9 protein-coding genes and 8 pseudogenes are annotated in these 23,964 nt (G+C 60.1%); 7 read left to right on the forward strand and 10 right to left on the reverse strand.

Annotated features, from left to right (window positions below):
- Positions 1 to 300: 300 nt before the first annotated feature.
- Together X773_RS75340 and X773_RS68295 are read right to left on the reverse strand one after the other, a co-directional pair.
- Positions 301 to 510: pseudogene (locus tag X773_RS75340) on the reverse strand (bifunctional hydroxymethylpyrimidine kinase/phosphomethylpyrimidine kinase); the annotation flags it as partial.
- Between the two features lie 14 nt (positions 511 to 524).
- A complete protein-coding gene (locus tag X773_RS68295; protein WP_023679692.1) occupies positions 525 to 1,670 on the reverse strand; it encodes a porin in 1,146 nt (381 codons plus the stop codon).
- A gap of 1,004 nt (positions 1,671 to 2,674) precedes the next feature.
- On the opposite strand from X773_RS68295, the pseudogene X773_RS68300 reads away from it, so the two are divergent.
- Positions 2,675 to 3,652: pseudogene (locus tag X773_RS68300) on the forward strand (radical SAM protein); the annotation flags it as partial.
- 674 nt (positions 3,653 to 4,326) lie between these two features.
- Here X773_RS68300 and X773_RS68305 read toward each other — a convergent pair.
- Positions 4,327 to 4,527, reverse strand: a pseudogene (locus X773_RS68305) (transposase); the annotation flags it as partial.
- Positions 4,528 to 4,792: 265 nt separating this feature from the next.
- On the opposite strand from X773_RS68305, the gene X773_RS68310 reads away from it, so the two are divergent.
- On the forward strand, positions 4,793 to 6,010 hold the full coding sequence (locus tag X773_RS68310) for an IS110 family transposase (protein WP_156937449.1): 1,218 nt from the start codon (positions 4,793 to 4,795) through the stop codon (positions 6,008 to 6,010).
- A gap of 313 nt (positions 6,011 to 6,323) precedes the next feature.
- On the opposite strand, the pseudogene X773_RS68315 reads toward X773_RS68310, so the two are convergent.
- The 4 genes and pseudogenes from X773_RS68315 to X773_RS68335 form a co-directional block, all read right to left on the reverse strand.
- Positions 6,324 to 6,670: pseudogene (locus X773_RS68315) on the reverse strand (transposase); the annotation flags it as partial.
- A 243-nt stretch (positions 6,671 to 6,913) separates the two neighbouring features.
- Positions 6,914 to 7,296 (reverse strand): annotated as a pseudogene (locus X773_RS68320) (PfkB family carbohydrate kinase); the annotation flags it as partial.
- Positions 7,297 to 7,485: 189 nt separating this feature from the next.
- Entirely contained in the window at positions 7,486 to 7,677 is a 192-nt protein-coding gene (locus X773_RS78475; protein ID WP_023679698.1) for a hypothetical protein, read from the reverse strand.
- Between the two features lie 512 nt (positions 7,678 to 8,189).
- Positions 8,190 to 9,377 (reverse strand): Fic family protein, encoded by a 1,188-nt coding sequence (locus tag X773_RS68335; protein ID WP_023679700.1) that lies wholly within the window; start codon positions 9,375 to 9,377, stop codon positions 8,190 to 8,192.
- 149 nt (positions 9,378 to 9,526) lie between these two features.
- On the opposite strand from X773_RS68335, the gene X773_RS76770 reads away from it, so the two are divergent.
- Positions 9,527 to 9,685, forward strand: coding sequence for a hypothetical protein (locus tag X773_RS76770; protein ID WP_023679701.1), 159 nt, complete (start codon positions 9,527 to 9,529; stop codon positions 9,683 to 9,685).
- Positions 9,686 to 10,558: 873 nt separating this feature from the next.
- Positions 10,559 to 10,693 (forward strand): annotated as a pseudogene (locus tag X773_RS78485) (radical SAM protein); the annotation flags it as partial.
- A 283-nt stretch (positions 10,694 to 10,976) separates the two neighbouring features.
- Here X773_RS78485 and X773_RS68345 read toward each other — a convergent pair.
- The 3 genes and pseudogenes from X773_RS68345 to X773_RS78490 form a co-directional block, all read right to left on the reverse strand.
- The gene (locus tag X773_RS68345) at positions 10,977 to 13,511 is read right to left on the reverse strand and encodes a two-component system VirA-like sensor kinase (RefSeq protein WP_031212674.1); all 2,535 of its coding nucleotides are present in this window, start codon (positions 13,509 to 13,511) and stop codon (positions 10,977 to 10,979) included.
- Positions 13,512 to 14,270: 759 nt separating this feature from the next.
- A pseudogene (locus X773_RS75355) lies at positions 14,271 to 14,602 on the reverse strand (type IV secretory system conjugative DNA transfer family protein); the annotation flags it as partial.
- 267 nt (positions 14,603 to 14,869) lie between these two features.
- A pseudogene (locus X773_RS78490) lies at positions 14,870 to 15,210 on the reverse strand (hypothetical protein); the annotation flags it as partial.
- 878 nt (positions 15,211 to 16,088) lie between these two features.
- Between X773_RS78490 and X773_RS78495 the strand changes: the two are divergent.
- The 3 genes from X773_RS78495 to X773_RS76790 all read left to right on the forward strand — a co-directional run.
- Positions 16,089 to 16,223: an aldehyde dehydrogenase family protein gene (locus tag X773_RS78495; RefSeq protein ID WP_023671820.1), complete on the forward strand. Its 135-nt coding sequence runs from the start codon at positions 16,089 to 16,091 to the stop codon at positions 16,221 to 16,223.
- Between the two features lie 2,103 nt (positions 16,224 to 18,326).
- Positions 18,327 to 20,258: a Ulp1 family isopeptidase gene (locus X773_RS78500; RefSeq protein WP_023679708.1), complete on the forward strand. Its 1,932-nt coding sequence runs from the start codon at positions 18,327 to 18,329 to the stop codon at positions 20,256 to 20,258.
- A gap of 2,727 nt (positions 20,259 to 22,985) precedes the next feature.
- On the forward strand, positions 22,986 to 23,964 hold a 979-nt coding region (locus X773_RS76790), incomplete at its 3' end, for a Ulp1 family isopeptidase (RefSeq protein ID WP_245274819.1).

Below are 23,964 nucleotides of genomic sequence, written 5' to 3' on the forward strand. Positions count from 1 at the left end.
GCGATAACAAGTTTTTTATGCGACAATCGGCAAATGCGATCGTTTCCATAGCCGCGCGAAGGATCGTTACCCGGATGGGCCGAGACCCAGCTCCCCCGCAGGCTACGCAGGGGCTCGGGGCGAGCCTAGAGCCTGGCCCTCCGAAGCGCTTCGAAGGAGGACGCGCCTCTTTGAAAAACTCGCCCGTTGTGCATCGTGGGTACCCGTAAACGCGAATTCTCAAAGGAAAGACGCTCCTTACCTCTCCCTCCCGCCACGATCATCACGGCCGCGCCCGCGCTCACTACGCCGCGACGCCCGCGAGATCGCTGCACGCATCTGATCGGCCACCAGACCGGGTTGCAGATGAAGGATGTCCGTGACGCTGTCGTGTGTTTGCACCGTCACCGCAGTGACGGCAAGGCAGCTGCGCACGCCCATGGAGGAGAGCGTCTCGATATCGCGCGCGATTCCGGCACCCCCACTGGAGTCCGATCCGCCGACGACAAGTACATGCGATGCCTGCCTCAGCGCCCTTTCATCCGTTAGAATGAGCGTTCGAAACGCAGCATTCCGCCGACACTGCTCTTCTTGTTGGCGTTGGTCCAATTCATGTTGGAAGCGCCGTCCACCTTGCCGACGGCGAAGTTACCGTATCGGCCATAGTCGAGTTCCGCCGTAACTGTGAAATCTGGAAGAAACGCATACGCGACGTTTGCAGCGACACCATGGTTCTTGAGCTGATTACCGGAGAGCTGAAGGTTGAACGAAGTTGTCTCGTTGAGTTTGTAAGTGGCGCCAGCCCAGAAAGCCCAGTTCCCGCCCCAACTCTTATAGAAGCCGCGACCATGAGCGTCGATGGCGTTCGTGGAGTCGTCGTTGAGCTTGCCGTTGGAACCGTAGCCGAGCATTCCGAACAGCAACAGTTCGTTGGTGACATTGATGTCGACACGGACCTTGGCGGCCACCGATTCGTAGTTGCTATCATAAGCGGCAACGCCGGTGATCGCGCCCCAGCCATGTGTGTATTTCAAGCCGCCGACTACGTGCGGTGCGTAGCTGTCGATTGTGCCGACCACGCCCGAGCCTTCTTCGAGCGAAACCACGGCCGAAAAGCCGTTCCCGGCGTCGAAGTAGTACTGAACCACATTGGTATCGAAAGAGCCGTACGGAACCGGCGTCTGGTTGAGTACGTCACCCGCGCCGCCAATAAACATGTCGAAGGCCGACCAGTCCTTACCAACTCGGAGGCCACCAAGCTGAATCCAGGCGAAAGTCAAGGTGCTGTCTCCGTTGAAGGCATAGGACCGAGAACTGTCCGAAACCGAAGTGTGGCGGTTGCCGAAGTTCATGCGGGTTTCGGTGTAGGTCTTCAACGTGCCGAGTTCGGTCTCCTGGCCGGTCCAAGTTTTCAATGTGAAGCGCGTGTTGTTTTGCCATGTGCCCTGATGCTCACCAGTCCTCACATCCGAGGTTCTTGCGTGATCAAACAATCCGACGTTGTAACGGACAGAGCCGCCGATTCGCAGGCAGGTCTCGGTGCCTGAAATGTAGACGTAGCCCGAGCCGTAGACGTTGCAGATCTTGACGTACTCAGTCGGGTCAGGCTCGGCGGCGGTGGTGACGGCGCGAGCGTTGGAAACGGCAATCAGTGCCGCAGTTGAGCCGAGGAGGAGGCTCCTAATGGTCATTGTCGATCTCCGCTTTAATAACACGAGTGATTCTGAGAACAACTTTGAAACGCGCGCAGTTGTGCTGGGCCGTCAGCTAAGCCCTGAAGGAAGGACTAGAATGTACTCTGGTCATTGTTGTAAAATATTTGGTTTTAGCTGCCGATAACGTAATTATCGCCGAAATGGAGGTGTGCAAAGTTTTGTACAATCATCACAGTCAACTCAGCTGGTAGAGGTAGGCGTCACAAACGGTCCTGCATTCGACCGCAAATGACGTGCCAGCCTGACGACCAGCTGCGGCTTGAAGCTCAATTGTGCGGGCGGACCTTGGTTCGCACTTCCTTGTTTTTGCCTTGCGGATCCACCCAAGCACGAACGGAAAACGTTTCGGCTACGGTTCGACTGTTCGCTTCGCGACAGTTTCGTTCATGGGGAGAGCATTGTTTGTGGTGAGCCCGACGTTGAGGCATCATGCGGCGGGACCGCTCGGCACGACGCCGTCATTTTGGCGAGCTGATGGTCGACAACTACGCGCTGCAGCCTTGCATCAAAGCCAGTAGGGCGCCTGCCTTGGCATTGCGGCGGACAGGACTGTCGCGCCGAGCAGGTTCTCGTCCTGAAAGCGGCGCGCCACAGCTAATGCATCTTGCCAGCAATTCAAACAACGAGCTCATCGACATGGCAGAGTTCACTAAGGGGGCCGGCACTATCTGGCGAGCAAAATCTGGTCCCAAGCCCGTATGTCTCGCCCATTGCGGCAGCTGCGCTCAGTAGAATCTCCGAGGCGCAGGTGAAGGGAAGGGATGGGATAGTCGAACAAAAGGGGCGCGTGAGGGTCTGACGGATCACCATCATCAGTCGGTGACCAGGTGCTCAGACCATCGCTGTCCAGCCTAAGACTGAACGGCGCCCATTGCTAAAAAGATCTAGATTCGAGCCCAAACGGAACGGACTGACATAGCGCAAGGACCCAGGGGGGCGCGGTGGGTAGGGTTGGTTGTTATCAGTATGGGATTGTGCCTTTGCAGACCACGAAATTTCGAGAGGCCCGGCTGCCTTGGTACACTATCTATCCGGCTGTGTCGGAGTTCTCCGGGGCGGTCGGCGCCGAGGCTTATGAGGCATGGCTCAGGAACCTGCCGGCTGAGGATCCGGTGTCACTCTATCTGCACGTTCCGTTCTGCCGATCAGCCTGCTGGTATTGCGGCTTCCCAACCACCATCACCCGCCATGATGCGCCCATCCTCAACTATCTGGCGGCGCTGCGTGACGAGATCCGTCTGGTTTGCGAGCGAGTACCGAAGACGCTGCCCGTGAGCGACATACATTTCGGCGGCGGAACGCCGTCTCTCATCGGACCAGCCGAGTTCCTCGCTCTGATGGAGTTCCTGCGATGCCGCTTCGCCATCTCGAAAACAGCTACGGTCGCCATCGAGATCGATCCACGCACGCTCACGCCCGAGATGGCGGAAGGCTTGGGAGCGGCCGGCGTGAACCGCGCGAGCCTGGGCGTACAGAGCTTCGATCCCATTGTTCAAAAAGCGATCAACCGAATCCAGAGCGAGGCCCAGACGTCGGCTGCCGTGGAAATGCTGCGCCGGCATGGAGTAAACCGGATCAACTTCGACCTCATCTACGGCCTGCCGCGTCAAACGGTGGAGTCGTGCGTCGAGACGGCGAGGGCAGCGGTCGCCATGCGCCCCGACCGGCTTGCCTTGTTCGGCTACTCGCATATCCCATCCCAAATAAAGAACCAGCGCCTCATCGAGGCGNTGCGAGCCGCAATCATCGAGCGATTAATGTGCGATTTCGAGGCTGACGTGCCGGCAATCTGTGTCGCCCACGGATCTGATCCGATCCGTCTTCGCGGTTCAGATGAGCGTTTGGCGATGCTGGCCAAGGACGGAATAGTGGACTTCGAAAACGGTTTTGTCCGCGTACGGCGGGAGCATCGCTTTGGGGTTCGCGCTGTCGCTGCCGCATTCGATGCTTTTAGGGATGGCCTTACGTATCCCGCAGGTGAGGGCAAGCACACAACACGGAAGCTAACACAGGGAGTATCTTTTGCCGGAGAGAACGAGTTGCCATCGTGCGGTGCCCGGTTAGTGAAGCGCCGTAAAATGTCGACATAGGCGAGGTGAACTGGACCGAACGACGAGAACAGCCTATCCAGTTTCTTGTCGGCAGTTAGTTCGAAAAACAAGGGCTTCTAAGCGGTAAACACATGCTAATCCATTTGATTTACGGGCCGACCTGCAGCGGCAAGACAGACGTTTCAATTTAAATTGCACGAGAGACCGGACGGCCGGTCATTGCGTTGGATCGTGTACAATGCTGTCCTCAAATCGCTACGGGCAGCGAGCGTGCCTCGGATTCCGAACTGCAATCTACCCAGCGGGTTTACTTGGATACGCCCCCTAACCGCGGGCACATCCACGCCGTGACTACCCGTCGTAAGCTGATCATGCACGTGGATGAGCTTAGATCTCAGCCTGGGCTCACTCGCAGCCGGCTCGATCTCCCTTCTCAATTCACATGGCGCGAGTCAGCATCGGGCTGGCGCTTTCAGTGGCATGTAAGGCGGTGGCGGCTCGGCAACTCCGATGCCTTTGTAGAGAGAGCAAAGCGGGTTGTGTGCGTCAAGTTCTGCAAAATGGGGCGGCCATGATGCTGGTCATGCGGCTTGGCGCAGAGCGAGCTTCTTGTGCTCGCGCAGGTCGTCCATGTTGATGTATCGGTTGGCCTCCATCCAGTTTTCATTGGTCTCGACGGCCAAGGCCCTGACCAGGCGCAGGCAGCTTTCGGTATTGGGGAAGATGCGCACGACATAGGTGCGCCGGCGGATTTCCTCGTTGAGCCGCTCCAGCGTGTTGGTAACCGGTATGATCATGACGGTGCCATCCGATCCCCGCTGGAGATGAGCGATTTTCGGCGTATGGTGCGACCATCCGGGACAGGGGCACCGGGAGCACGCCAAGTGCGGGCAGGCCGATGTATTCGATGAGCTGCGAGCTCGCGTTAGTAGCTGGCCGCCCCTGCGACCTGCCCGGTTGCGCCGAGAGCGCGGATCCGTAGGTGTCGCGTCGCCCGCCGGCTCCCGACTGTTTGAGGAGAGGGAGCCGATGAGACGTGTGATTGGAATGGACATCCACCGCACCTTTGCGGAGGTGGTGGTTTGGGAAGACGGCCGGCTGCGCCATCACGGACGGGTCGACATGACCCGTTCGGGACTGGACGGGTTCGGCCGCAGTTTGCGACGGACGGATGAGGTTGTCGTCGAGGCCACGGGCAACGCCATGGCGGTGGTGCGGGTTCTGTCGCCCTATGTCGGCCGGGTGATTGTCGCAAACCCGATGCAGGTGAAGGCGATCGCCCATGCCAGGATTAAGACCGACAAGATCGATGCCGGCGTTCTGGCGCAGCTCCATGCCAGCGGCTTTCTGCCGGAGGTCTGGGTACCTGACGAGCGGACCGAGCGGCTTCGCCGCCTCGTCGCGCGGCGCAACCAGGTAGTTCGGCATCGCACGCGCGTGAAGAACGAGGTGCATGGCATCCTGCAGGCGCACCTAGTGCCGAAGTGCCCGCATGCCGATCTGTTCAACAATCGCGGTCGCGCCTGGCTCGAGCGGCAGGTGCTTCCCGACGACGAGCGGGCCGCTATCGCCCGCCACATCCGCGAGATCGATCGCCTGGCCGAGGATCTGGCTGACCTCGATCGCGACATCGCCCGGGAAGCGGTTGATGATGCGCAAGTCCGGCGGCTTCAGACGATCACCGGCGTCAACGTCATCGTCGCGAGCGGTATCATCGCCGCGGTCGGCGACATCCGGCGGTTCCGCGAGCCGCAGAAGCTGGTGAGCTACTTCGGCCTCAATCCGCGTGTGCGCCAATCCGGTCTTGGCTTGGCGCAATATGGCCGGATCAGCAAACATGGGCGTTCCCATGCCCGCGCCATGCTGGTCGAGGCCGCCTGGGCGGCGGCCAAGGCGCCCGGACCGCTCAGGGCCTTCTTCCTACGCATCCGTAACAAGCGTGGTCATCAGGTCGCAGCTGTGGCGGTCGCCCGCAAGCTCGCCGTGCTGATCTGGCATCTGCTGACAAAGGAGCAGGACTACTTCTGGGCTCGCCCGGCGCTGGTGGCGGCAAAGCAGAGGCAGCTCGCTCTCAAGGCCGGCGCGCCGGGCGAGCGCGGTGTCGGTCGCCGCGGTTCGGCTTACGCCTACAACGTGAAGGAGTTGCGAAACAGCGAGAAAGCCGCGGCCGAGAATGCCGAGCGTGCCTACGAGCTAATGGTTCGGCATTGGCGGTCACGAGGGCCGAAGCGGCGCACGGACGCCACAAACGAGGAACGACTATAACGGCTGCGTGGCGGCACTCTCATCCTCTCGCACCACTCTTTGCCACGTGGTCGTCGTGCCGGACAAATATAGCACAAGGAAATGTGGCGGCACGACCGACGCCCTCGGTCCGCTCCAGAATGGCGCCGTGCTCGACGCCGTCAAGGCGTGGCCTGGAAACCTCGCAGCCGGCCGTGGCGCCATCGCACCGGCCAGCCTTGACTGCGTCTCGACACGCTCGCGTGGGAAATCCTGTGGGCCGGGACGAAGAAACAGGCTCATCTGAGCCGAACAAAGAAACGCAACAGGAATCGAAAAAGTCGAAATCAGGGTTGTCGATGTCATCCGTGGATTTGAGATGCTTGTGGTGCTGTCTCGGCAGCCTGAAGAAGGTCAGGGTTTGTTCGATGGCATCCTCGGCCCAGCCTGTCAGACCGGATAGCGGGCCGACCATTTGGCAAGCCATGCGGCAAGATCAGCCCTGGCCTCTGCGAGATCGCGCCGGTCGTAGAGCCAGCGCAATTCCTGCAGGCAGTCGTCGCCGTGCTTCCTCGGCAGATGATCGAGCGCGTTCCTGAGGAAGTGCACGTAGCAGCGTTGCCAGGCGGCTTCGGGGATCACCTCGCCGATCGCTGCCACCAGGCCGGCATGATCGTCGGACACGTCCAACCCGATGCCCTTGCTTTGACGGCAGCGCTGGCGGTCTTAACTTCAGTCTTGGTCATGGTGGCGTTCCTTCGCGGGAATCAGGTGACGTGAACAATCACCAGCCTGCCATGACCGCCCCCTCTCAGCGAATTTGCAGAACTCTCAGCACACTACCCCGACGTACTCACCCGGATAGTCCCGGCGATCCAGACGACCTGCTGCTGCCGTGCCTGAGCGGATCAGCTCGACGAACTCGTCGCGGTAGGGGTCGACTCAAAACGAATACGACAGCGTCATCGACACTTCGCGCCCAGCGGCATGCGCCAGCCGCGCGGTCTGCCGGATCGCTTGCTTGGCGCGCGGCGGGTCCCCCAGATAGCCCTCGAAATAAGTGACCTTGGTGCCCGAAGCCTTGTCCCGTTCGACATCGTCGGGGCCGAGTTCGAAGCAGGCGCCGAGATAAGCGCTCGCCATCGGGCGTGACGAAGATCATCGAGCATGCCGTCGGTGGTTGTCCCACTAGCGGTTCGGTGTCGAAGGCGACGCCCTGGGCGTGGATGTCGTGGGCGTAGATCTCGCCGAGAGGTCGTTCCACACCTGCCGAAGAAGGCGGCGCGCCCGCCGAAGCTGCCTACGCCGGCGGCGGTGTTGCCGGCGCTGCATTGCCGATGCAAAGAACGTCATAGTCCGGCGTCAATGTCTCCGCTTGGGAATCCGCCGGCCTTCTTACCACGCCGGCCGGCGCGGGTCTGGCAAGTGGGCTTTCCTTTTGCCAATGCGTTCTCCCGGCCCTCACGGGGCGGCGAGTCCCTGCCACCTGAGGCTACATGGCAGCCGTGGAGATGACCTCAGCAGCGGCGCCCGATCGGAAACCTTAGCACCTCCGCGCTTTGGCGTGGCTGCTTGAACTCTTCGACGGCAACCGCCTCAATTAGCAGATCCAAGGCTTCGCGGCCCCTTTGACTCATCGGGTCATCCCCACAAAGGTAGTCATACGCTCGATCTAAATGCCCTCGGGCGGCGGAAAAATCGCTTGTCATATCATAGGACCCTCTCTATCCGCCCGCATTGCCGTTTACGAGGTGAAGGTAGTGCAATCGTCAATATATACAGACAAATTTGAATTAAATCGGTGATGATCATAGAGGTCGAGTCCCCGACCTGATAGCGCCATCGAGCCCGCCGACGACCACTCGCTGGCGCTCACGGGCGCGGCGCTGAGTGGCCTGCCGCACATGCACAAGTCCTTCAACCTGCCGCCGCTTCCCGTCATATTCGCGGCGCGGCCATTTCACTATCTGGATGGTCTGCCGGCCGGCGGACAACGCGCCTGGCCCAGGAACTCGACGCCCTGATCCGCTCGCCGAGCCGATCATGGGCGCCGGCGGCATGCTGGTGCCACAGGAGGATTATTTTCCAAAGGTTCAGGCGGTGCTGCGCAAACACGACATCCTCATGCTGTCGACGAGGTGGTCTGCGGCTTCGGGCGATCCGGCGACAATCTTTCCGGTTCCGAGGAGAAGTGGCTTAAGATCGTGAGCGCCCTATGCTTTTAGGTTTCCGGAAAAAGCTTCGGAAACAGCGCGTCCAGAGCGTCCGCCGGAAAGCGTAGGGACACTGGGCCCTTTGGCGTTTCCGACGCCAATAGTCCGAGCGCGATTACGTCATTGAACAGTCGACGCGCCGTACGTTCGGGTAGTCCGCTAATACGGGATGCCTCGCCGCGGTCAAACTCACCGCGCGTGAGCGCTTCCTCCACGAGGCGGCCGGCTTCGGGCTTCAGACCACTGCGCTCCACATGGCGATACAGCCGCTTGGCCAACGTGTCGAGATCGAACAGTCCGGTCATGAAGCTCACCTGATCGATACACGCCTGCAGGAACCATAAGGTAAAATCGCCGAGCGCGCGTTCGGAGAGGTTGCCACGTCCGTCGAGATCACCCTGGCGGGGCATATCGGCATGATCCATCATGCTCTTGTAATCCATTCGGCTTTTCACGCCACGTGCCAAGCCTCGTGAGATCGACCACAGCCCGTGCGCGGCGATCCCGGCCTGATGGGCCATGGCGTGGCTCATCAATCGGCTGACGCGTCCGTTGCCGTCCGGAAACGGGTGAATGTAGTTGAAGCGGTGATGCGCGGCAGGAATGGTCAGGATGCGTCCGGCCTTGCCCAGCTTATCGAAGCGATAACGCATGGCAAAGTATTGCATGAAATCGTTGACGCGATCGCTCGAAGGCGGTTCATGCCGGCCGATGGCGACGTCATGCTCTGGCTTCGATCGCCACTCACCTGGCGCCATGACGAACTCACGGCCGGCACCCTTGATGGTCAGCATGGGCGCTTCGGCATCGCGATAGAATTCCGCGTGCAGCCATCGAAGAAAACCTACCGATGCTGGTTCCGGCAACTGCCCATCGGCAGCCAGGCGGTCGATCTCGGCTTGCAGGCGAACGTGCGCGGCCGCCTCGAGCTGCAGATTGCGGCGGTTCTCGTCTCGATCGAAGTTTCCGACCAGCGCCCGTTCGATGTCGCGCGGGCGCGTATCGTGGCCTTCGATCAGGTTGCTGTAGTAGGTGTTCATGATGCGCACGAGATCGGCTAGGTTGGCTGCGGTACGCGAGTGCAGGCTTTTGCCCAAAACAGCCGACGTCGCCGACAGCTCTACCAGCGCATCCGAGATAGTTTCGGATACATCGGGTAGGCGTGCCGGTTCGATGCGCTGTACGCTCTCTTCCATATCGGCCGATCTTGGGTTCCGCCAAATGCGTGATTATAAACATAAATTTTCAGTTGACCAGATTGTTTGGCCGATCTTCTGGCCGATCGTCGGCATGCGGACTTGCGGGCCTCGGCACTGCCACCGCTGCCAAGCTTGGACACAAATCGATGCTGCCGATGATGATCATGGCCGATGTTCGGCAGGCCTATCGCACTGACAACTATGCACAAACCGTAATTGGGGGAGCCATCTGGCCGATGCTTTGGCCGATCTATGACGATCGGCCGGACTCAGACAGGTTCGAGGTGGAAAACAGGCAGCTTTAAACATGGTTCTGCCTCGGCCAGCGCAAGATTCGCCTGGAGCTTCGCTTATGCTGTGTGAGCTTGTTCTCTCGCGCCCGGTCCATTTGTCATTTTTAAGTGCGTCGGACTGCCAGTTGATCGCGTTCTGACCCGACTGGGAGTTCAAGTTTGACCTGAAACTGACTGGGTGCTGGATGGCAGGCTTCATCCCCACCGGTCTGATATGACACAACGTCCCGGCCCCGAGGCTAGGCTGCAATCTCGTATGGCTTCTATGCGCCGTTCTCTTGGAGCGTGTTGCGGGCTTGGTCTGCTCAACCTCGGAGCTCAACGCTTCACGGCGTTAGGATGAGCGTTCGAGGCGCAGGATTACTGCCGACACTGCTCTTCTTGTTCGCATTGGGCAGTTCCCGTTGGAAGCTTCCATCTTGCCGACTGCTGAGTTTGGAGTCGCCGTAGCTGTGAAATCGAAAAGAAGCCCATGGGCAACGTTTGCCGCGACGCTACTGAGAGCTGGTCACCGGGAGAGCCGAAGGTAGAACGAAGTTGTCTCGTTGAGCTTGTATGTGGCGCCAGCATAGAAGGCCCAGTTCCCACCCCAAGGCTTATACAAACCGCCACCGTTAGCGCCGATCGCGTTCATGGCCTCGTCCTTTTGGCAGAGATCACCACGGTCGCTAGCTGGCGAGCAAAGTCCGTCCCAGTGCTGCATTATCTCGTCGGATCCGGCAAGCTGGCAGAATTTCCCAGGCGGAGCTGACGGGGAGGGATGGTGGGAATAAAACGGTGCGCGTGAGGTCTCGGCGGGAACAGCCAAGACATCTAAGCGGAACGGACTGGCATAACGCAAAGACACAGGCGAGCTCAGCGGCAAGGTGGTTTGTTATCACCATGGGACGCCTGCCGCGTCAAACGGTGGAGTAGTGGGTCGAGACGGCGAGGGCAGCGGTCGCCATGCGCCCCGACCGGCTTGCCTTGTTCGGCTACTCGCATATCCCATCCCAAATAAAGAACCAGCGCCTCATCGAGGCGNATCCGATCCGTCTTCGCGGTTCAGATGAGCGTTTGGCGATGCTGGCCAAGGACGGAATAGTGGATCGTGTCCCGCGGCGTGGTGTAGCTGGCGGCACGGCGGCAGGTTTGCCGTGGTCGGGGAGCCCTTCCTTGGGCGGAAGCCGACGACAGTGTTCGAGGGGAACTCGCCATGAGCCGGGTGCGCAGAGATCGTCCGACGCTCTTGTATTTGCTGGTTCCCAGCCGGCTCCGCCTCCGATTGCCTCGGTAGCTCGGTAGCCTGAGCGCGTCGGCGGCATCATGCCATTATCATCCTACGAATTGCATGCTCCATCGTCCTGGACGAGACCGGTTTGGCTAGCCAAAGGACGAAGGTCTGATTACCAGATGTGATCGGCATGGGGTCGCTTCCACCAACGACGATGATGGGCACCGTCATCAGGGTGGTACGTACGGCTTCGGGCTGTCCTGGCCCGAGGAAAGTCGCTTGATCGAAAATTAGGAGGTCGGCTGCCTTCCCGCTCTCGATCCAGTCGCAAAGACTTTCGAAGGTCGCGAAGCCGACAGGCTTATAACCAAGCGCGGCGATCTTATCGTTGTAGATCTCCAACGCTGCTGGATCGGGCTCCACGACTGCAATGATTTCTCCATTGCCAAGTGATCCATCGTATGGACCGGAAGCGCTATCAGCTCTGACCTGCTCCTCAGCGCAGGCCGGTAAGTAGAGATCGAAGCGTGTACCTCGGCCAACAGCCGAGGTGACGTCAAGGCATCCTGCGAGCGCGCTCACATGGCGGTCCACTGCAGCAAGACCCAGTCCGGTCCCGCCGACGCGAGAGCGCGTGGTAAAAAAGGGCTCAAAGATGTGCGGAAGCACCGAACTTGCGATTCCTTGGCCATCGTCGCTGATGGAGAGGAGAACGTAATCTCCCGGTTTCAAGGTGCCCTTAGCCACGGGCTTCGTTTGACAGACGTGAGCGCGAGAAACGCTAATCTCGACACGGCCCTCATTCAAGAGAGCCTCCGACGCGTTCTTGCATAGATTCATAAGGATCTGCTGTATCTCGGTCGGGCTGCCCTCGATCACCGTTTGCCACTCGTTGATCTTGAAGTTCAACTGAACATCCGCACGAAGTGTAACCCGCAGCAATGGCGCGAGATCCATTACACTCTCCGAGACGTCGAAAGGCATCGTCACGCGCTTCCGATTTCGGCTTAGTGACAAAATTTGATCAATAATCAGCTTGGCTCGGTTGCTGGCCAAGATAATTTGGCCGATGTGGCCCCGAATTCTCGAGGGGCGGCGCACAAGACCTTTAGCCATCTCTGCGTAGCCGACTATTGCTCCTAGAACATTATTGAATTCATGTGTAACGCCGCTTGCGATTGTGCCGACAGCCGTCAGCCTTTCCGCATGCTCCCATCGACTCTCAAAAAGGTTACGTTCCGTGTGTACACGTTGCATTTCAAGATGGTTGCCTAAACGCACAGTAGCGCTCGCCAGAACCAGGAGGTCGTCTGTGGAGGGTGGTGAGCGATCTCCTTCAAAAACAAGGATACAAACCGCAGCCTGCTGATCGGAGGCCCTGCACCCAACAATTTGACAAACACCGGTAGTGCCTACGGCAGTCCGAACCACTTCCGACGCCGGAACGACGCGAAACACTGGCTGTTCCGGGTGTACAAGTGAGACGACTTCATGGATTAGCGTGGCGTTCCAGACGCGCATGCGCTTGTTCGCGACAAAGTACTCGGTATTCCTGCTGATACTCGGATCCACCAGAGCAAGCGCGCATTGATCCGCATCGAAAACGCATTGAATGAGTCTAAGCGCTGCTTCGGTGGAGAAGCGCCGCGAAGCCTTCGTTGCTTGACTGTCGATGAAGCAAGCTTCGATCTCACTCATTGCCGCTTCAAGCTCTAACCGCCTTTCCAACCGGTTCGTCCGCACATGCAGCGTGGAGGCTCGAATGGTCGCAAACAAGCAGAGGCATATGGACACCAAGCCAAAGAAAAGTCGTGTACGCTGCGCTTGCGCGCTGGCGAAGCTGTAGGCTTTCAGATGTTCTCGCTCCAATTCGGCAGCCTTGGCGAACGTGTCGAAGGATGGGATCCGATTGACAGCGCGGTCCAACCTCAACATTGAGGACAGGATAGCGCGGCCCTCGCGGGCCACATCCTCCGTGACTTGGTCCTGGCTAGGAGGAAGTCGGCCGAGAGACTGATCGATTTGTAATGCGAGGCTGAATCCCGGTCTGGCCGAAAATTGAAGGATCAGATTGGAAAATTCAGGCCTGTTCGACACTCCCCCCCGAAGGCGATTAGCCGAGCGAGCAAAGCGTACGAGAGAGCTTTGCAGAAGCTCATTTTGCGCGGCCGAGGCCGAGATGGCAGCTTCTGTGTTTTCGAGGGACTTTTTGAGCTGTGCAAGCAACCTGGAGTGCACCCCGGAGCTCTCATTGGGCGAAATCTCAACAAGGCGTTGGTAGTTTTGAAGGTTCCTTTTTAATGCTTGCCCGGTAGAAGCAACGGAACGGAAGTCCAATACCATGTCGGCGCGGGCGACGTCTCGCTGGAGCAATGCGTAGTTGATCTGAATCGTCCGCAGTTCGCTTAGGACCGCCTCGTTGATCTGGGGGTCTTGCCACTGTATCGCGACCAAGAGCGCAACCGAGGCCACTAGGGCCATTACAGAAGCTTTGTCGGTACTGAGCCATTTTTCCCAAACGAACGGCGTTTGATCCGCGGTGCGTGCCTTGCGAAGGTCCGATTTGAATTCTAGCTCCCCATCGCGTCGGTGTGCGGCCGGATGCTGCTGGAACAGGAAAGCCAAGTGTACCTCTCCCCTCAAATAGGCGGTGTAGACACCGTTGCACTCTGCCCCCATGGCCCGCTGACCTTCCATTGATTCGCGGGCGTTTCGACCTCGACGGCGAGGCGGCAGCACAAGGCGGGCAACTGATCGCAGTTTTCGGAACTGGTCTTCCGAGAGATCATCGAAGGGGCATACAAGCGCACGCCTGCAGCAGCCGAGGATGATACCGGTCGGTCAAACGCAACTGGCGAGGGCCGGATCTGCTGTTGGCTGGCAGCTAACACTGGCGAGGCGGCGGCCTCAACTCCGGCGTGCCTAGAGCCGGCTGCTGCGAAAGCGTCCGACACGCTTCCCTTGGGGTCATCCCGTCCAGCGGGCATCCTTGGATCGCTGAAAAAAGACGAGGCGGCTTGATGATCCTGCCCTCGCTGAAGCACCTCGCGAAACCCCTGTTCCAGTCGCAGAAGCTCCTCTGGACCGGTAGGCGGCTCGTCAGCTCGACCATCGAACAGCGGCCGGAGCGCCTCGGACACGTGTTGCTCAAAGCCCACTCGCCGGGCCTGGACCGCTTGCCCGTCTTCCAAGCCGGCGTCCTGCACCTGCGACAAAGCTNGCTCAAAGCCCACTCGCCGGGCCTGGACCGCTTGCCCGTCTTCCAAGCCGGCGTCCTGCACCTGCGACAAAGCTGTTACACGGGATGGATTACTATTTCGCGGGTTCATACTAGCCTCACATCAAACTGTATCGTCAAAGTCCTGCGCCAATCCACGCAGCGGCTCATCGAGTTGATTCTGTGGAGAGCCCCCCGTCTGCTTTCGTCAAGGGCGTCGGCTCCGGGAGGGCGCCTGTCTGGCTTTCAAAGATGCGTTTCAGAATGCGATCCGAAAAATATCGCACCTTCCTCAATTTTAATGGTGGCAGACCTTGATGAGAACGATTTCGTACTCGTCATTGAGCAGCCGCACCTGTTCGGGACGCAACAGCGGTGCACCTTGATGTGAATTCTGAACGTTCCAATCGAACGTTCGCGCCTGGCTGTAGGAAATCGATTGGGCTTGAAATGTGAATCCACCGATAGCTTTGGAAATGTAGTTCGGAGTCTCGTCATCTACCTCGATGTTCCTAGAAGCGCGCCGGCAGCCCGGGCGGGGGGCTTGGGGTTAGACTGCCAGCGCACGCCACTCATAAAGAGCGGCCTCTTTTCGCGGTTCGGACACCCATAGTCAACCCGGCAACGTCTGGATGCCCGCTGTGCTTTTTGCAGAGCGGCGATGCCGGGCATATCGGCCGATCCTGTCTAGGATGGTGTGGCCACTCTCGTCGGCCGAGTTGATGCTCCAGCCAGTATCGCCTTGCCGACCAGCATGAGTTCGCCGTTAGCAATCCATCGTTGCGGGCGTTCCAGTCACGGCCTTCCATTCGGCGATGGCTTGCAAGCGATGAACATGTATGGCGAGAGCAGAACGTTTGGGGCGGGGGACGAAGAGGTTGCGGAGGGCTGACAAGGTCGAGACGAAGCGTTGCAGGCCTCCCGGCGATCGGACCCNCTGTTGTTCAACCCCTTGTGCGACCGGTGCTCGACGTCCGGCATCATCTGTCGCTTTGCCGCTCCATACGAGCGAAGCTAGTCGGTGATCATGCGCTTCGGCGCGAGCCCCTGCTTCTTCCACAGCCGCGTCAGCAAGCGCAACCTCTCGCAGGGTGCGCTCTCAGAGTTCGTTCCTGCGCAGCGGCCTTGTTATCTCGATACTGGATAAGCGTCTACGAACCTACGCGCCGCATAACGAGCTTTGTTGCGCTGGTCGGTTGCGAAGGGTGGCTCTATGCATCGCAGTGGCGGACGCGAAATCCTCACCATCCTTCTGCATCGCGCTATTTGGCTTGCCGAAAACCCAATTTCGCCGGCACGCTGCCGCTGAATACGATGATCATCTCGCATTCTTGCTATGGAGACTGTCGTCCTTCCTGGGCACGCGGCTGACGGCGACGAAAGCGGGTTTATTCATGCAACACCCCTTTTTGGCAGGCAAGCTGGTGGACTTCGGGATGTCGGGGGCGAATATAGCGAAGACTCCCGCCGCTCGCTGATGCATTCTGGACGCAACCGCATCGAGCCGATGTGTTCGAGACGCTTCGCGGCTGCAGTCGCCGAACGATGGCGTGGTTATGCGACCTGTTCGGCATGGCTACCCCCGTCCAGTCAGGCGTTCACGAAGGTGTTTGTCGAGAGTTCGTGGAGAAAGTCCGCCACTTATCGTTGGCGAGGGCTTTGCTCCGGAGTGGCGATCGGTGCGCTGATCGACAGGCAGGCTCTGGCCAAAATCGAATCCCATGCCGTCGCGAAAGGCCGCAGAATTCGATGCGGGGGCAAACGCATCGCGCGAATGGCACGTCGAACTATCGGTCCTGTCTCCAGCGAGATGACCATCGCGCAAGAAAGAGACATTCGGGCGGCTGGCGCCTGTGATTGCTTCGACGATGCGGATAGGTCGTGCATGAGGCCAACGACACGATCTACGGCCTTCCCCCACATTTGTGCCTCAAACGGAAGCGTGTTTGGCGTGTCGCCGAGGCCTTGGAATATGGCATAGTGGTATGAACACGGGACGCATGTCGTCGGAAGCCGCGCCTTTCGGCCGAGTGAAGCAGTCCGGCATCGGGCGGGAGGGTTCCCGCCATTGCCTCGAGGACTACCTCGAAATGAAATACCTCTGCACGGGCGGCATCTGAAGCATGGGCTTGCAGGGCTCGCAGACCGGTAAACCAGCGAGCCATCTCCAAATATGTGAATTGTGGATTGCTCCTCGACGGGAGCTGAGGGGCGGCTCCGCAAGCCTTACGACGCTCTTTGCGAGCCGTAGCTGCCGAGCTGGCAAAAGGCTGGGCTACGTCGCGCCAGCGCAATCGGCGCGCAGAAAATTAGGCCTACCCGCTCCGGGACCGCGGACCTCGTCAGCTTCTCGTAAGTATGCCCGAGTAGGTTGCTCAGCTGATCTGTGGACGTGAGGCTAGCGTGAACCGGCACAAATTTGACCTATCCAATGTAACAGGTTGGCGGCAGGTGCAGCCCCCGGCATCTCAAGAGCAAGCGGCACAGGCCGGGCAAGAGGGCTTTGAGCAGCGCTCGGGCGAGGCGCGCCAAGCCGCTGCCCAAATTCCCGCCCCCGCCGTTCCGGCTCTGCCAGACCCGTTCCATCCTCATCCGTCTCAGGGAGACCTGAGCCTCATCGAAGGCGCGGCCCCATGGGAAGCGCAGCCCATGATGCAAGGGAGCGGACAAGAACACGCCGCGGCGCCGTACGCCGGAGGCAGTGGGTCGATGCTGGGTGCCTCGGTGCTGCAGCCGGATCACTCAACGGCGCGCCATCATCATGCGCCGGATTCGTCAGTGGTTGATCTGAATCCCCCCTCACCGTCCGAGTTGCGTGACCCTGCTCGTTCTGTGCCGGCGGCGCCTGCCGGGCCAGCGTTCGCCAGGGCTGAGGAGACGCCCTCCGCGGTTGGCGAGGCCGCGGTGGCCGAAANTGCCATGGGAAGCGCAGCCCATGATGCAAGGGAGCGGACAAGAACACGCCGCGGCGCCGTACGCCGGAGGCAGTGGGTCGATGCTAGGTGCCTCGGTGCTGCAGCCGGGTCACTCAACGGCGCGCCATCATCATGCGCCGGATTCGTCAGTGGGTGATCTGAATCCTTCCGCACCGTTCGAGTTGCGTGACCATGCTCGTTCCCCCGTGCCGGCGGCGGTGCAGCCAGATCCTCCAGTAGTGGTCTCCGACGGTCGCGGCTGCAAGCGTCCTCTTTATTCCAACGATGCGACCGTTGTCGAAGGGCTGAGGTCACTCTACGCGGGTAAGGCCAAGGAGGAAACGGTCAAGCGCCATGTAAATTCTCTTTACGGCTTTGGTCGTTGGCTCTTTAAAAATAACAAGCCGGGATTTGCTGCTCGGCTTCACGAGAAGTCGCTGGATGAAGATCTCAAGGAGTACGAGAGCAGTGGTGGCTCCTCGACTGTGGCTGTGGCACTGCGTCGTCTCAGAGAGTCGGCGGGCGGAGTGCCAATGGTGGGCCGCGCTGTCCTGAATCCCGACCCTGCCGACGCCGCGCTCATCAGAGATTACAAAGCGGCTCTCATCAAAGAGTACAAGGGAGCGCCTGCGACCGGGCCGAATCGCCAAACCATTCACGACTATGGAGCTACTCTTAGACGTTTCAGTGAATACCTGCATAAAAACAAAAAGCCGGGGATTGCGGCTCGGCTTCACGAGGAGTCGCTGGATGAAGATGCCAAGCGCTATAAGGACTCCAGTGGTGACCGGAGGATCATTGCACTAGCTCAACTCCGGAAGTTCCTGCCGTCCGCCGCACTCGGGCGCGAAATTGCCCTTGCTGCTCGTCCGGAAGACGCAGTCGGCATGGAGGCTCGTGCCATTGGGGACGCCGCTGCGCAGCACAGCGGGCCGCAGAAGGCATTGGGTCGGCCAGAGAAGCTCCCTGGGGAAGCTAATGAAGACGCCGCTGTTCTGCCATCGTCTTTCGTACCAACTGGGCACCATCACCAAGCCTCGGATCCCGCAGAGTCCTTTCGTCCCCTGATCTGGCGCGACGGCGACCAGCGCGCGCCGGACGAGCGGATCGCTGCACAGGACNTCCTGGAGCAGGAGTTGCAGGGGAACAATCCAGATCTCGCCGCCCGGACGCGGTTCGTGGATCCCCTCGTAGCCAATTATCATCTGCGCTTGGGCTCCGAGAGCGACAAGCTAAGCGCATTCCAGCGCATCGTCCATAATCAGAACGGTAACGACACAGCCGACTTCCTGTTCGTGCCAGTGAGCGATGGCGGTAAGACTCTTGCGGAGCGCGNATCAGAACGGTAACGACACAGCCGACTTCCTGTTCGTGCCAGTGAGCGATGGCGGTAAGACTCTTGCGGAGCGCGGCAAACATTGGTCGCTGCTGTTCGTTGATCGCAGCGACCGGGAACGGCCGGTTGCCTATCATTATGACTCCGTCAGCGGATGGCATGACAAGCTTGCAAAACACCTCGCAGAAAGGCTGGGCGCCAGCCTGGAGACCCGCGTGGACTTACCCCGCATCGCCCAGCAGAGCAACGAGTGGGATTGCGGAGTCTACGTGGTGGACGGCACGCGGGCGCTGGTTGGGCGATTGCAAAGATGGCAGCCAGACCTGCCAGACCTGCCAGACCTGAACCTCAACAACCTCGTCGTCAATCGGCAGGCACTACAAACCCGACTCATGGGTGACGATACATCTGGAACGGCAAATTATCTCACGAACTTTGAACTCATGGACCGACAGGCGCGAGACGCGGTTAAGGAAAGCCCCGTTGGGACGTTTCACCAGCGGATCAAGCGGCTCGGCCAGTCAGCGCGAGCGTTGCACGACAGAGCCCTGGCTCCAGTCGCGCCGGACCAAGGCAACCCAGACTCGGTGTTCGTACGGGACGTTATTCCCGGGGAAACACGCCATCATCATGCGCCGGATTCGTCAGTGGTTGATCTGAATCCCCCCGCACCGTTCGAGTTGCGTGACCATGCTCGTTCTATGCCGGCGGCGGTGCAGCCAGATCCTCCAGTAGTGGTCTCCGGTCGCGACAAGCGTCCTCTTTATTCCAACGATGCGACCGTTGTCGAAGGGCTGCGGTCAGCACTCTATGCCGGTAAGGTCGGGGAGCGCACGGTCACGGACCATGTAAATTCTCTTCTCGGCTTTGGTCGTTGGCTCTTTGATAATAACAAGCCGGGATTTGCTGCTCGGCTTGACGATCCGTTGCTGGATCAGGATCTCAAGGAGTACCAGCGCGAGAGTGGCTCCTCGAACGTGGCTAGAGCACTGGGTCGTCTCAAAGAGTCGGCGGGCGGAGCGCCAATGGTGGGCCGCGCTGCCCTGAATCCCGACCCTGTCGACGCCGAGCTCATCAGAGATTACAAAGCGGCTCTCATCAAAAAGTACGAGGCAGAGCCTGCGACCGGGCCGAATCCCAAAACCACTCAGGACTATGCGGCTACTCTTAGACGTTTCAGTCAATACCTGCATGAAAACAACAGGCCGGGGATTGCGGCTCGGCTTTACGAGGGGTCGCTGGATGAAGATGCCAGGCGTTATTTGGACTCCAGTGGCAACCGGTGGATCAGTGCACTAGCTCATCTCCGGAAGTTCCCGCCGTACGCCGCACTCGGGCGCGAAATTGCCCTTGCTGCTCGTCCGGAAGACGCAGTCGGCATGGAGGCTCGTGCCATTGGGGACGCCGCTGCGCAGNCCGCACTCGGGCGCGAAATTGCCCTTGCTGCTCGTCCGGAAGACGCAGTCGGCATGGAGGCTCGTGCCATTGGGGACGCCGCTGCGCAGCACAGCGGGCCGCAGAAGGCATTGGGTCGGCCAGAGTATCTCCCTGGGAAAGCTAAGCAGCTGAGCGAGATCGGCAATTCAGGCGCTCGCGTGCTGATGCAGGCCCCCACCCATCATGTGGATACATCGCCATGGGAGGCGCAACTCAGGAGCGGACAAGAACACGCCGCGGCGCCGTACGCCGGAGGCAGTGGGTCGATGCTGGGTGCCTCGGTGCTGNGCAGAGTCCTTTCGTCCCCTGATCTGGCGCGACGGCGACCAGCGCGCGCCGGACGAGCGGATCGCTGCACAGGACAGGAGCAACCTGCTACCAAGCGAGGAGGTGCCACTGAGGCCACCGGAATTCGCTCCGCCCAGCTTGCGGGCGGGGAATTCCGCCTCGCCAGAGCTCTTTCCTGAGGGGATGTCCCCCGCGGTCGAAGGGTTTTTTGGTGTTTTCGGCGACCCCAGCGGGCGGGTGCTCGGCGCATTGCAATTGCTAGGCGACGAACATATCCACAGGGATTACCAGCTCCTGGAGCAGGAGTTGCAGGGGAACAATCCAGATCTCGCCGCCCGGACGCGGTTCGTGGATCCCCTCGTAGCCANGCAAGGGAGCGGACAAGAACACGCCGCGGCGCCCTACGCCGGAGGCAGTGGGTCGATGCTGGGTGCCTCGGTGCTGCAGCCGGGTCACTCAAGGGCGCGCCATCATGATGCGCCGGATTCGTCAGTGGTTGATCTGAATCCCCTCGCACCGTTCGAGTTGCGTGACCATGCTCGTTCTGTGCCGGCGGCGCCTGCCGGGCCAGCGTTCGCCAGGGCTGAGGAGACGCCCTCCGCGGTTGGCGAGGCCGCGGTGGCCGAAANGGAGCGGACAAGAACACGCCGCGGCGCCCTACGCCGGAGGCAGTGGGTCGATGCTGGGTGCCTCGGTGCTGCAGCCGGGTCACTCAACGGCGCGCCATCATGATGCGCCGGATTCGTCAGTGGTTGATCTGAATCCCCCCGCACCGTCCGAGTTGCGTGACCCTGCTCGTTCTGTGCCGGCGGCGGTGCAGCCAGATCCTCCAATAGGGGTCTCCGGTCCCGACAAGCGTCCTCTTTATTCCAACGATGCGACCGTTGTCGAAGGGCTGAGGTCAGCATTGGAGAGCACGGTCAAGCGCCATGTAAATTCTCTTCTCGGCTTTGGTCGTTGGCTCTTTGATAATAACAGGCCGGGATTTGCTGCTCGGCTTCACGAGGAGTCGCTGGATCCGGATCTCAAGGAGTACGAGAGCAAGAGTGGCTCCTCGGACGTGGCTAGAGCAGTGGGTCATCTCAAGACGTGGGCGGGCGGAGCGCCAGTGCTGGACCGCGCCGCTGTCCTGAATAATCCCGACCCTGCCGACGCCGCGCTCATCAGAGATTACACAGCGGCTCCCATCAAAGAGTACAAGGCAGCGCCGACCGGGCCGAATCCCGCTACCATTCAGACCTATGGATCTGCTCCTAGACGTTTCAGTGAATACCTGGTTGAAAACAAAAAGCCGGGGATTGCGGCTCGGCTTCACGAGGGGTCGCTGGATGAAGATGCCAAGCGCTATAACAACTCCGGTGGGATCAGTGCACTAGCTCATCTCCGGAAGTCCGAACTCGGGCGCGAGCTCCCTGGGAAAGCTAATGAAGACGACGCTGTTCTGCCATTGTCTTTCGTGCCAACTGGGCCCCATCACCAAGCCTCNTTCGTCCCCTGATCTGGCGCGACGGCGACCAGCGCGCGCCGGACGAGCGGATCGCTGCACAGGACAGGAGCAACCAGCTATCAAGCGAGGAGGTCCTCATCAACCGTGAGCATGATACAGCGGAGTTGAGACCAGCGAAGAGGCAAAGGCCCCTGAACAGTCGTCTGCAGGACGTTGCCACTGAGCCGCAGCTGAGCGAGATCGGCAATTCAGGCGCTCGCGTGCTGATGCAGGCCCCCACCCATCAAGTGGGTGCATTGCCATGGGAAGCGCAGCCCATGATGCAAGGGAGCGGACAAGAACACGCCGCGGCGCCGTACGCCGGAGGCAGTGGGTCGATGCTGGGTGCCTCGGTGCTGCAGCCGGGTCACTCAACGGCGCGNAGGAGCGGACAAGAACACGCCGCGGCGCCGTACGCCGGAGGCAGTGGGTCGATGCTGGGTGCCTCGGTGCTGCAGCCGGGTCACTCAAGGGCGCGCCATCATGATGCGCCGGATTCGTCAGTGGTTGATCTGAATCCCCCCGCACCGTCCGAGTTGCGTGACCATGCTCGTTCTGTGCCGGCGGCGGTGCAGCCAGATCCTCCAATAGGGGTCTCCGGTCGCGACAAGGGTCCCCTCTATTCCAACGATGCGACCGTTGTCGAAGGGCTGAGGTCAGCTTACGCGGGTAAGGTCAAGGAGAGCACGGTCAAGCGCCATGTAAATTCTCTTCTCGGCTTTGGTCGTTGGCTCTTTGACAATAACAGGCCGGGATTTGCTGCTCGGCTTGACGAATCGTCGCTGGATCAGGATCGCAAGGAGTACGAGAGCAGGGGTGGCCCCTCGGAGTACGAGAGCAGGGGTGGCCCCTCGATCGTGGCTAGAGCACTGGGTCGTCTCAAGACGTTGGCGGGCGGAGCGCCAGTGGTCGACCGCCCTGTCCGGAATCCCTACCCTGCCGACGCCGCGCTCATCAGAGATTACACAGCGGCTCTCATCAAAGAGTACAAAGAAGCGCCTGCGACCGGGCCGAATCGCGGTACCATTCAGGTCTATGGATCTACTCTTATACGTTTCAGTGAATACCTGCATGAAAACAAAAAGCCGGGGATTGCGGATCGGCTTCACGAGGGGTCGCTGGATGAAGATGCCAAGCGCTATGTGAACTCCGGTGGTAACCGGAGGATCAGTGCACTAGCTCATCTCCGGAAGTTCGCACCCGGGCGCGAAATTGCCCTTGCTGCTCGTCCGGAAGACGCAGTCGGCATGGAGGCTCGTGCCATTGGGGACGCCGCTGCGCAGNTGCCCTTGCTGCTCGTCCGGAAGACGCAGTCGGCATGGAGGCTCGTGCCATTGGGGACGCCGCTGCGCAGCGCAGCGGGACGCAGGAGGCATTGGGTCGGCCAGAGAGGCCCCCTGGGAAAGCTAAAGACGGGCGGGTGCTCGGCGCATTGGAATGGCTAGGCGACGAACATATCCAGAGGGATTACCAACTCCTGGAGCAGGAGTTGCAGGGGAACAATCCAGATCTCGCCGCCCGGACGCGGTTCGTGGATCCCCTCGTAGCCAATTATCATCTGCGCTTGGGCTCCGAGAGCGTCATGCTAAGCGCATTCCAGCGCATCGTCCATCAGAACGGTAACGACACAGCCGACTTCCTGTTCGTGCCAGTGAGCGATGGCGGTAAGACTCTTGCGGAGCGCGGCACCCATTGGTCGCTGCTGTTCGTTGATCGCAGCGACCGGGAACGGCCGGTTGCCTATCATTATGACTCCTACAACGGATGCAATGACACGCTTGCAAAAGAGCTCGCAGAAAATCTGGGCGCCAGCCTGGAGACCCGCGTGGGCGTATCCCGCATCGCCCAGCAGAGCAACGTGGTGGATTGCGGAGTCTACGTGGTGGACGGCACGCGGGCGCTGGTTGGGCGATTGCAATCGCAGCCAGATAACCTGAACCTCAACAACCTCGTCGTCAATCGGCAGGCACTACAAACCCGCCTCAGGGGTGACAATACATTCGGAACGGCAAATAATCTCACGAACTTTGAACTCATGGACCGACAGGCCCGAGACGCGGTTAAGGAAAGCCCCGTTGGGACGTTTCACCAGCAGATCAAGCGGCTCGGCCAGTCAGCGCCAGACGTTGCTCCCGGGGACCCATTTAAATCTCAAAGTCTTGAGAGCAAGGGGGACGCCGCTGCGCAGCACAGCGGGCCGCAGGAGGAATACAGTTGGCCAGAGTATCTCCCCCCTGGGAAAGCTAATGAAGACGACGCTGTTCTGCCATTGTCTTTCGTGCCAACTGGGCCCCATCACCAAGCCTCGGATCCCGCAGGGTCCTTTCGTCCCCTGATCTGGCGCGACGGCGACCAGCGCGCGCCGGACGAGCGGATCGCTGCACAGGACAGGAGCAACC

Source organism: Mesorhizobium sp. LSJC280B00 (genome assembly GCF_000502835.1).
Taxonomy (GTDB): Bacteria; Pseudomonadota; Alphaproteobacteria; order Rhizobiales; family Rhizobiaceae; genus Mesorhizobium.

Bases quoted from the DNA above. Each gene is read 5' to 3' on its own strand.
- X773_RS68295 (WP_023679692.1), bottom strand. From the start codon at position 1,670: ATGACCATTAGGAGCCTCCTCCTCGGCTCAACTGCGGCACTGATTGCC.
- X773_RS78475 (WP_023679698.1), bottom strand. From the start codon at position 7,677: ATGACAAGCGATTTTTCCGCCGCCCGAGGGCATTTAGATCGAGCGTAT.
- X773_RS78495 (WP_023671820.1), top strand. From the start codon at position 16,089: ATGAACACGGGACGCATGTCGTCGGAAGCCGCGCCTTTCGGCCGAGTG.
- X773_RS68310 (WP_156937449.1), top strand. From the start codon at position 4,793: ATGGACATCCACCGCACCTTTGCGGAGGTGGTGGTTTGGGAAGACGGC.
- X773_RS68335 (WP_023679700.1), bottom strand. From the start codon at position 9,377: ATGGAAGAGAGCGTACAGCGCATCGAACCGGCACGCCTACCCGATGTA.
- X773_RS76770 (WP_023679701.1), top strand. From the start codon at position 9,527: ATGCTGCCGATGATGATCATGGCCGATGTTCGGCAGGCCTATCGCACT.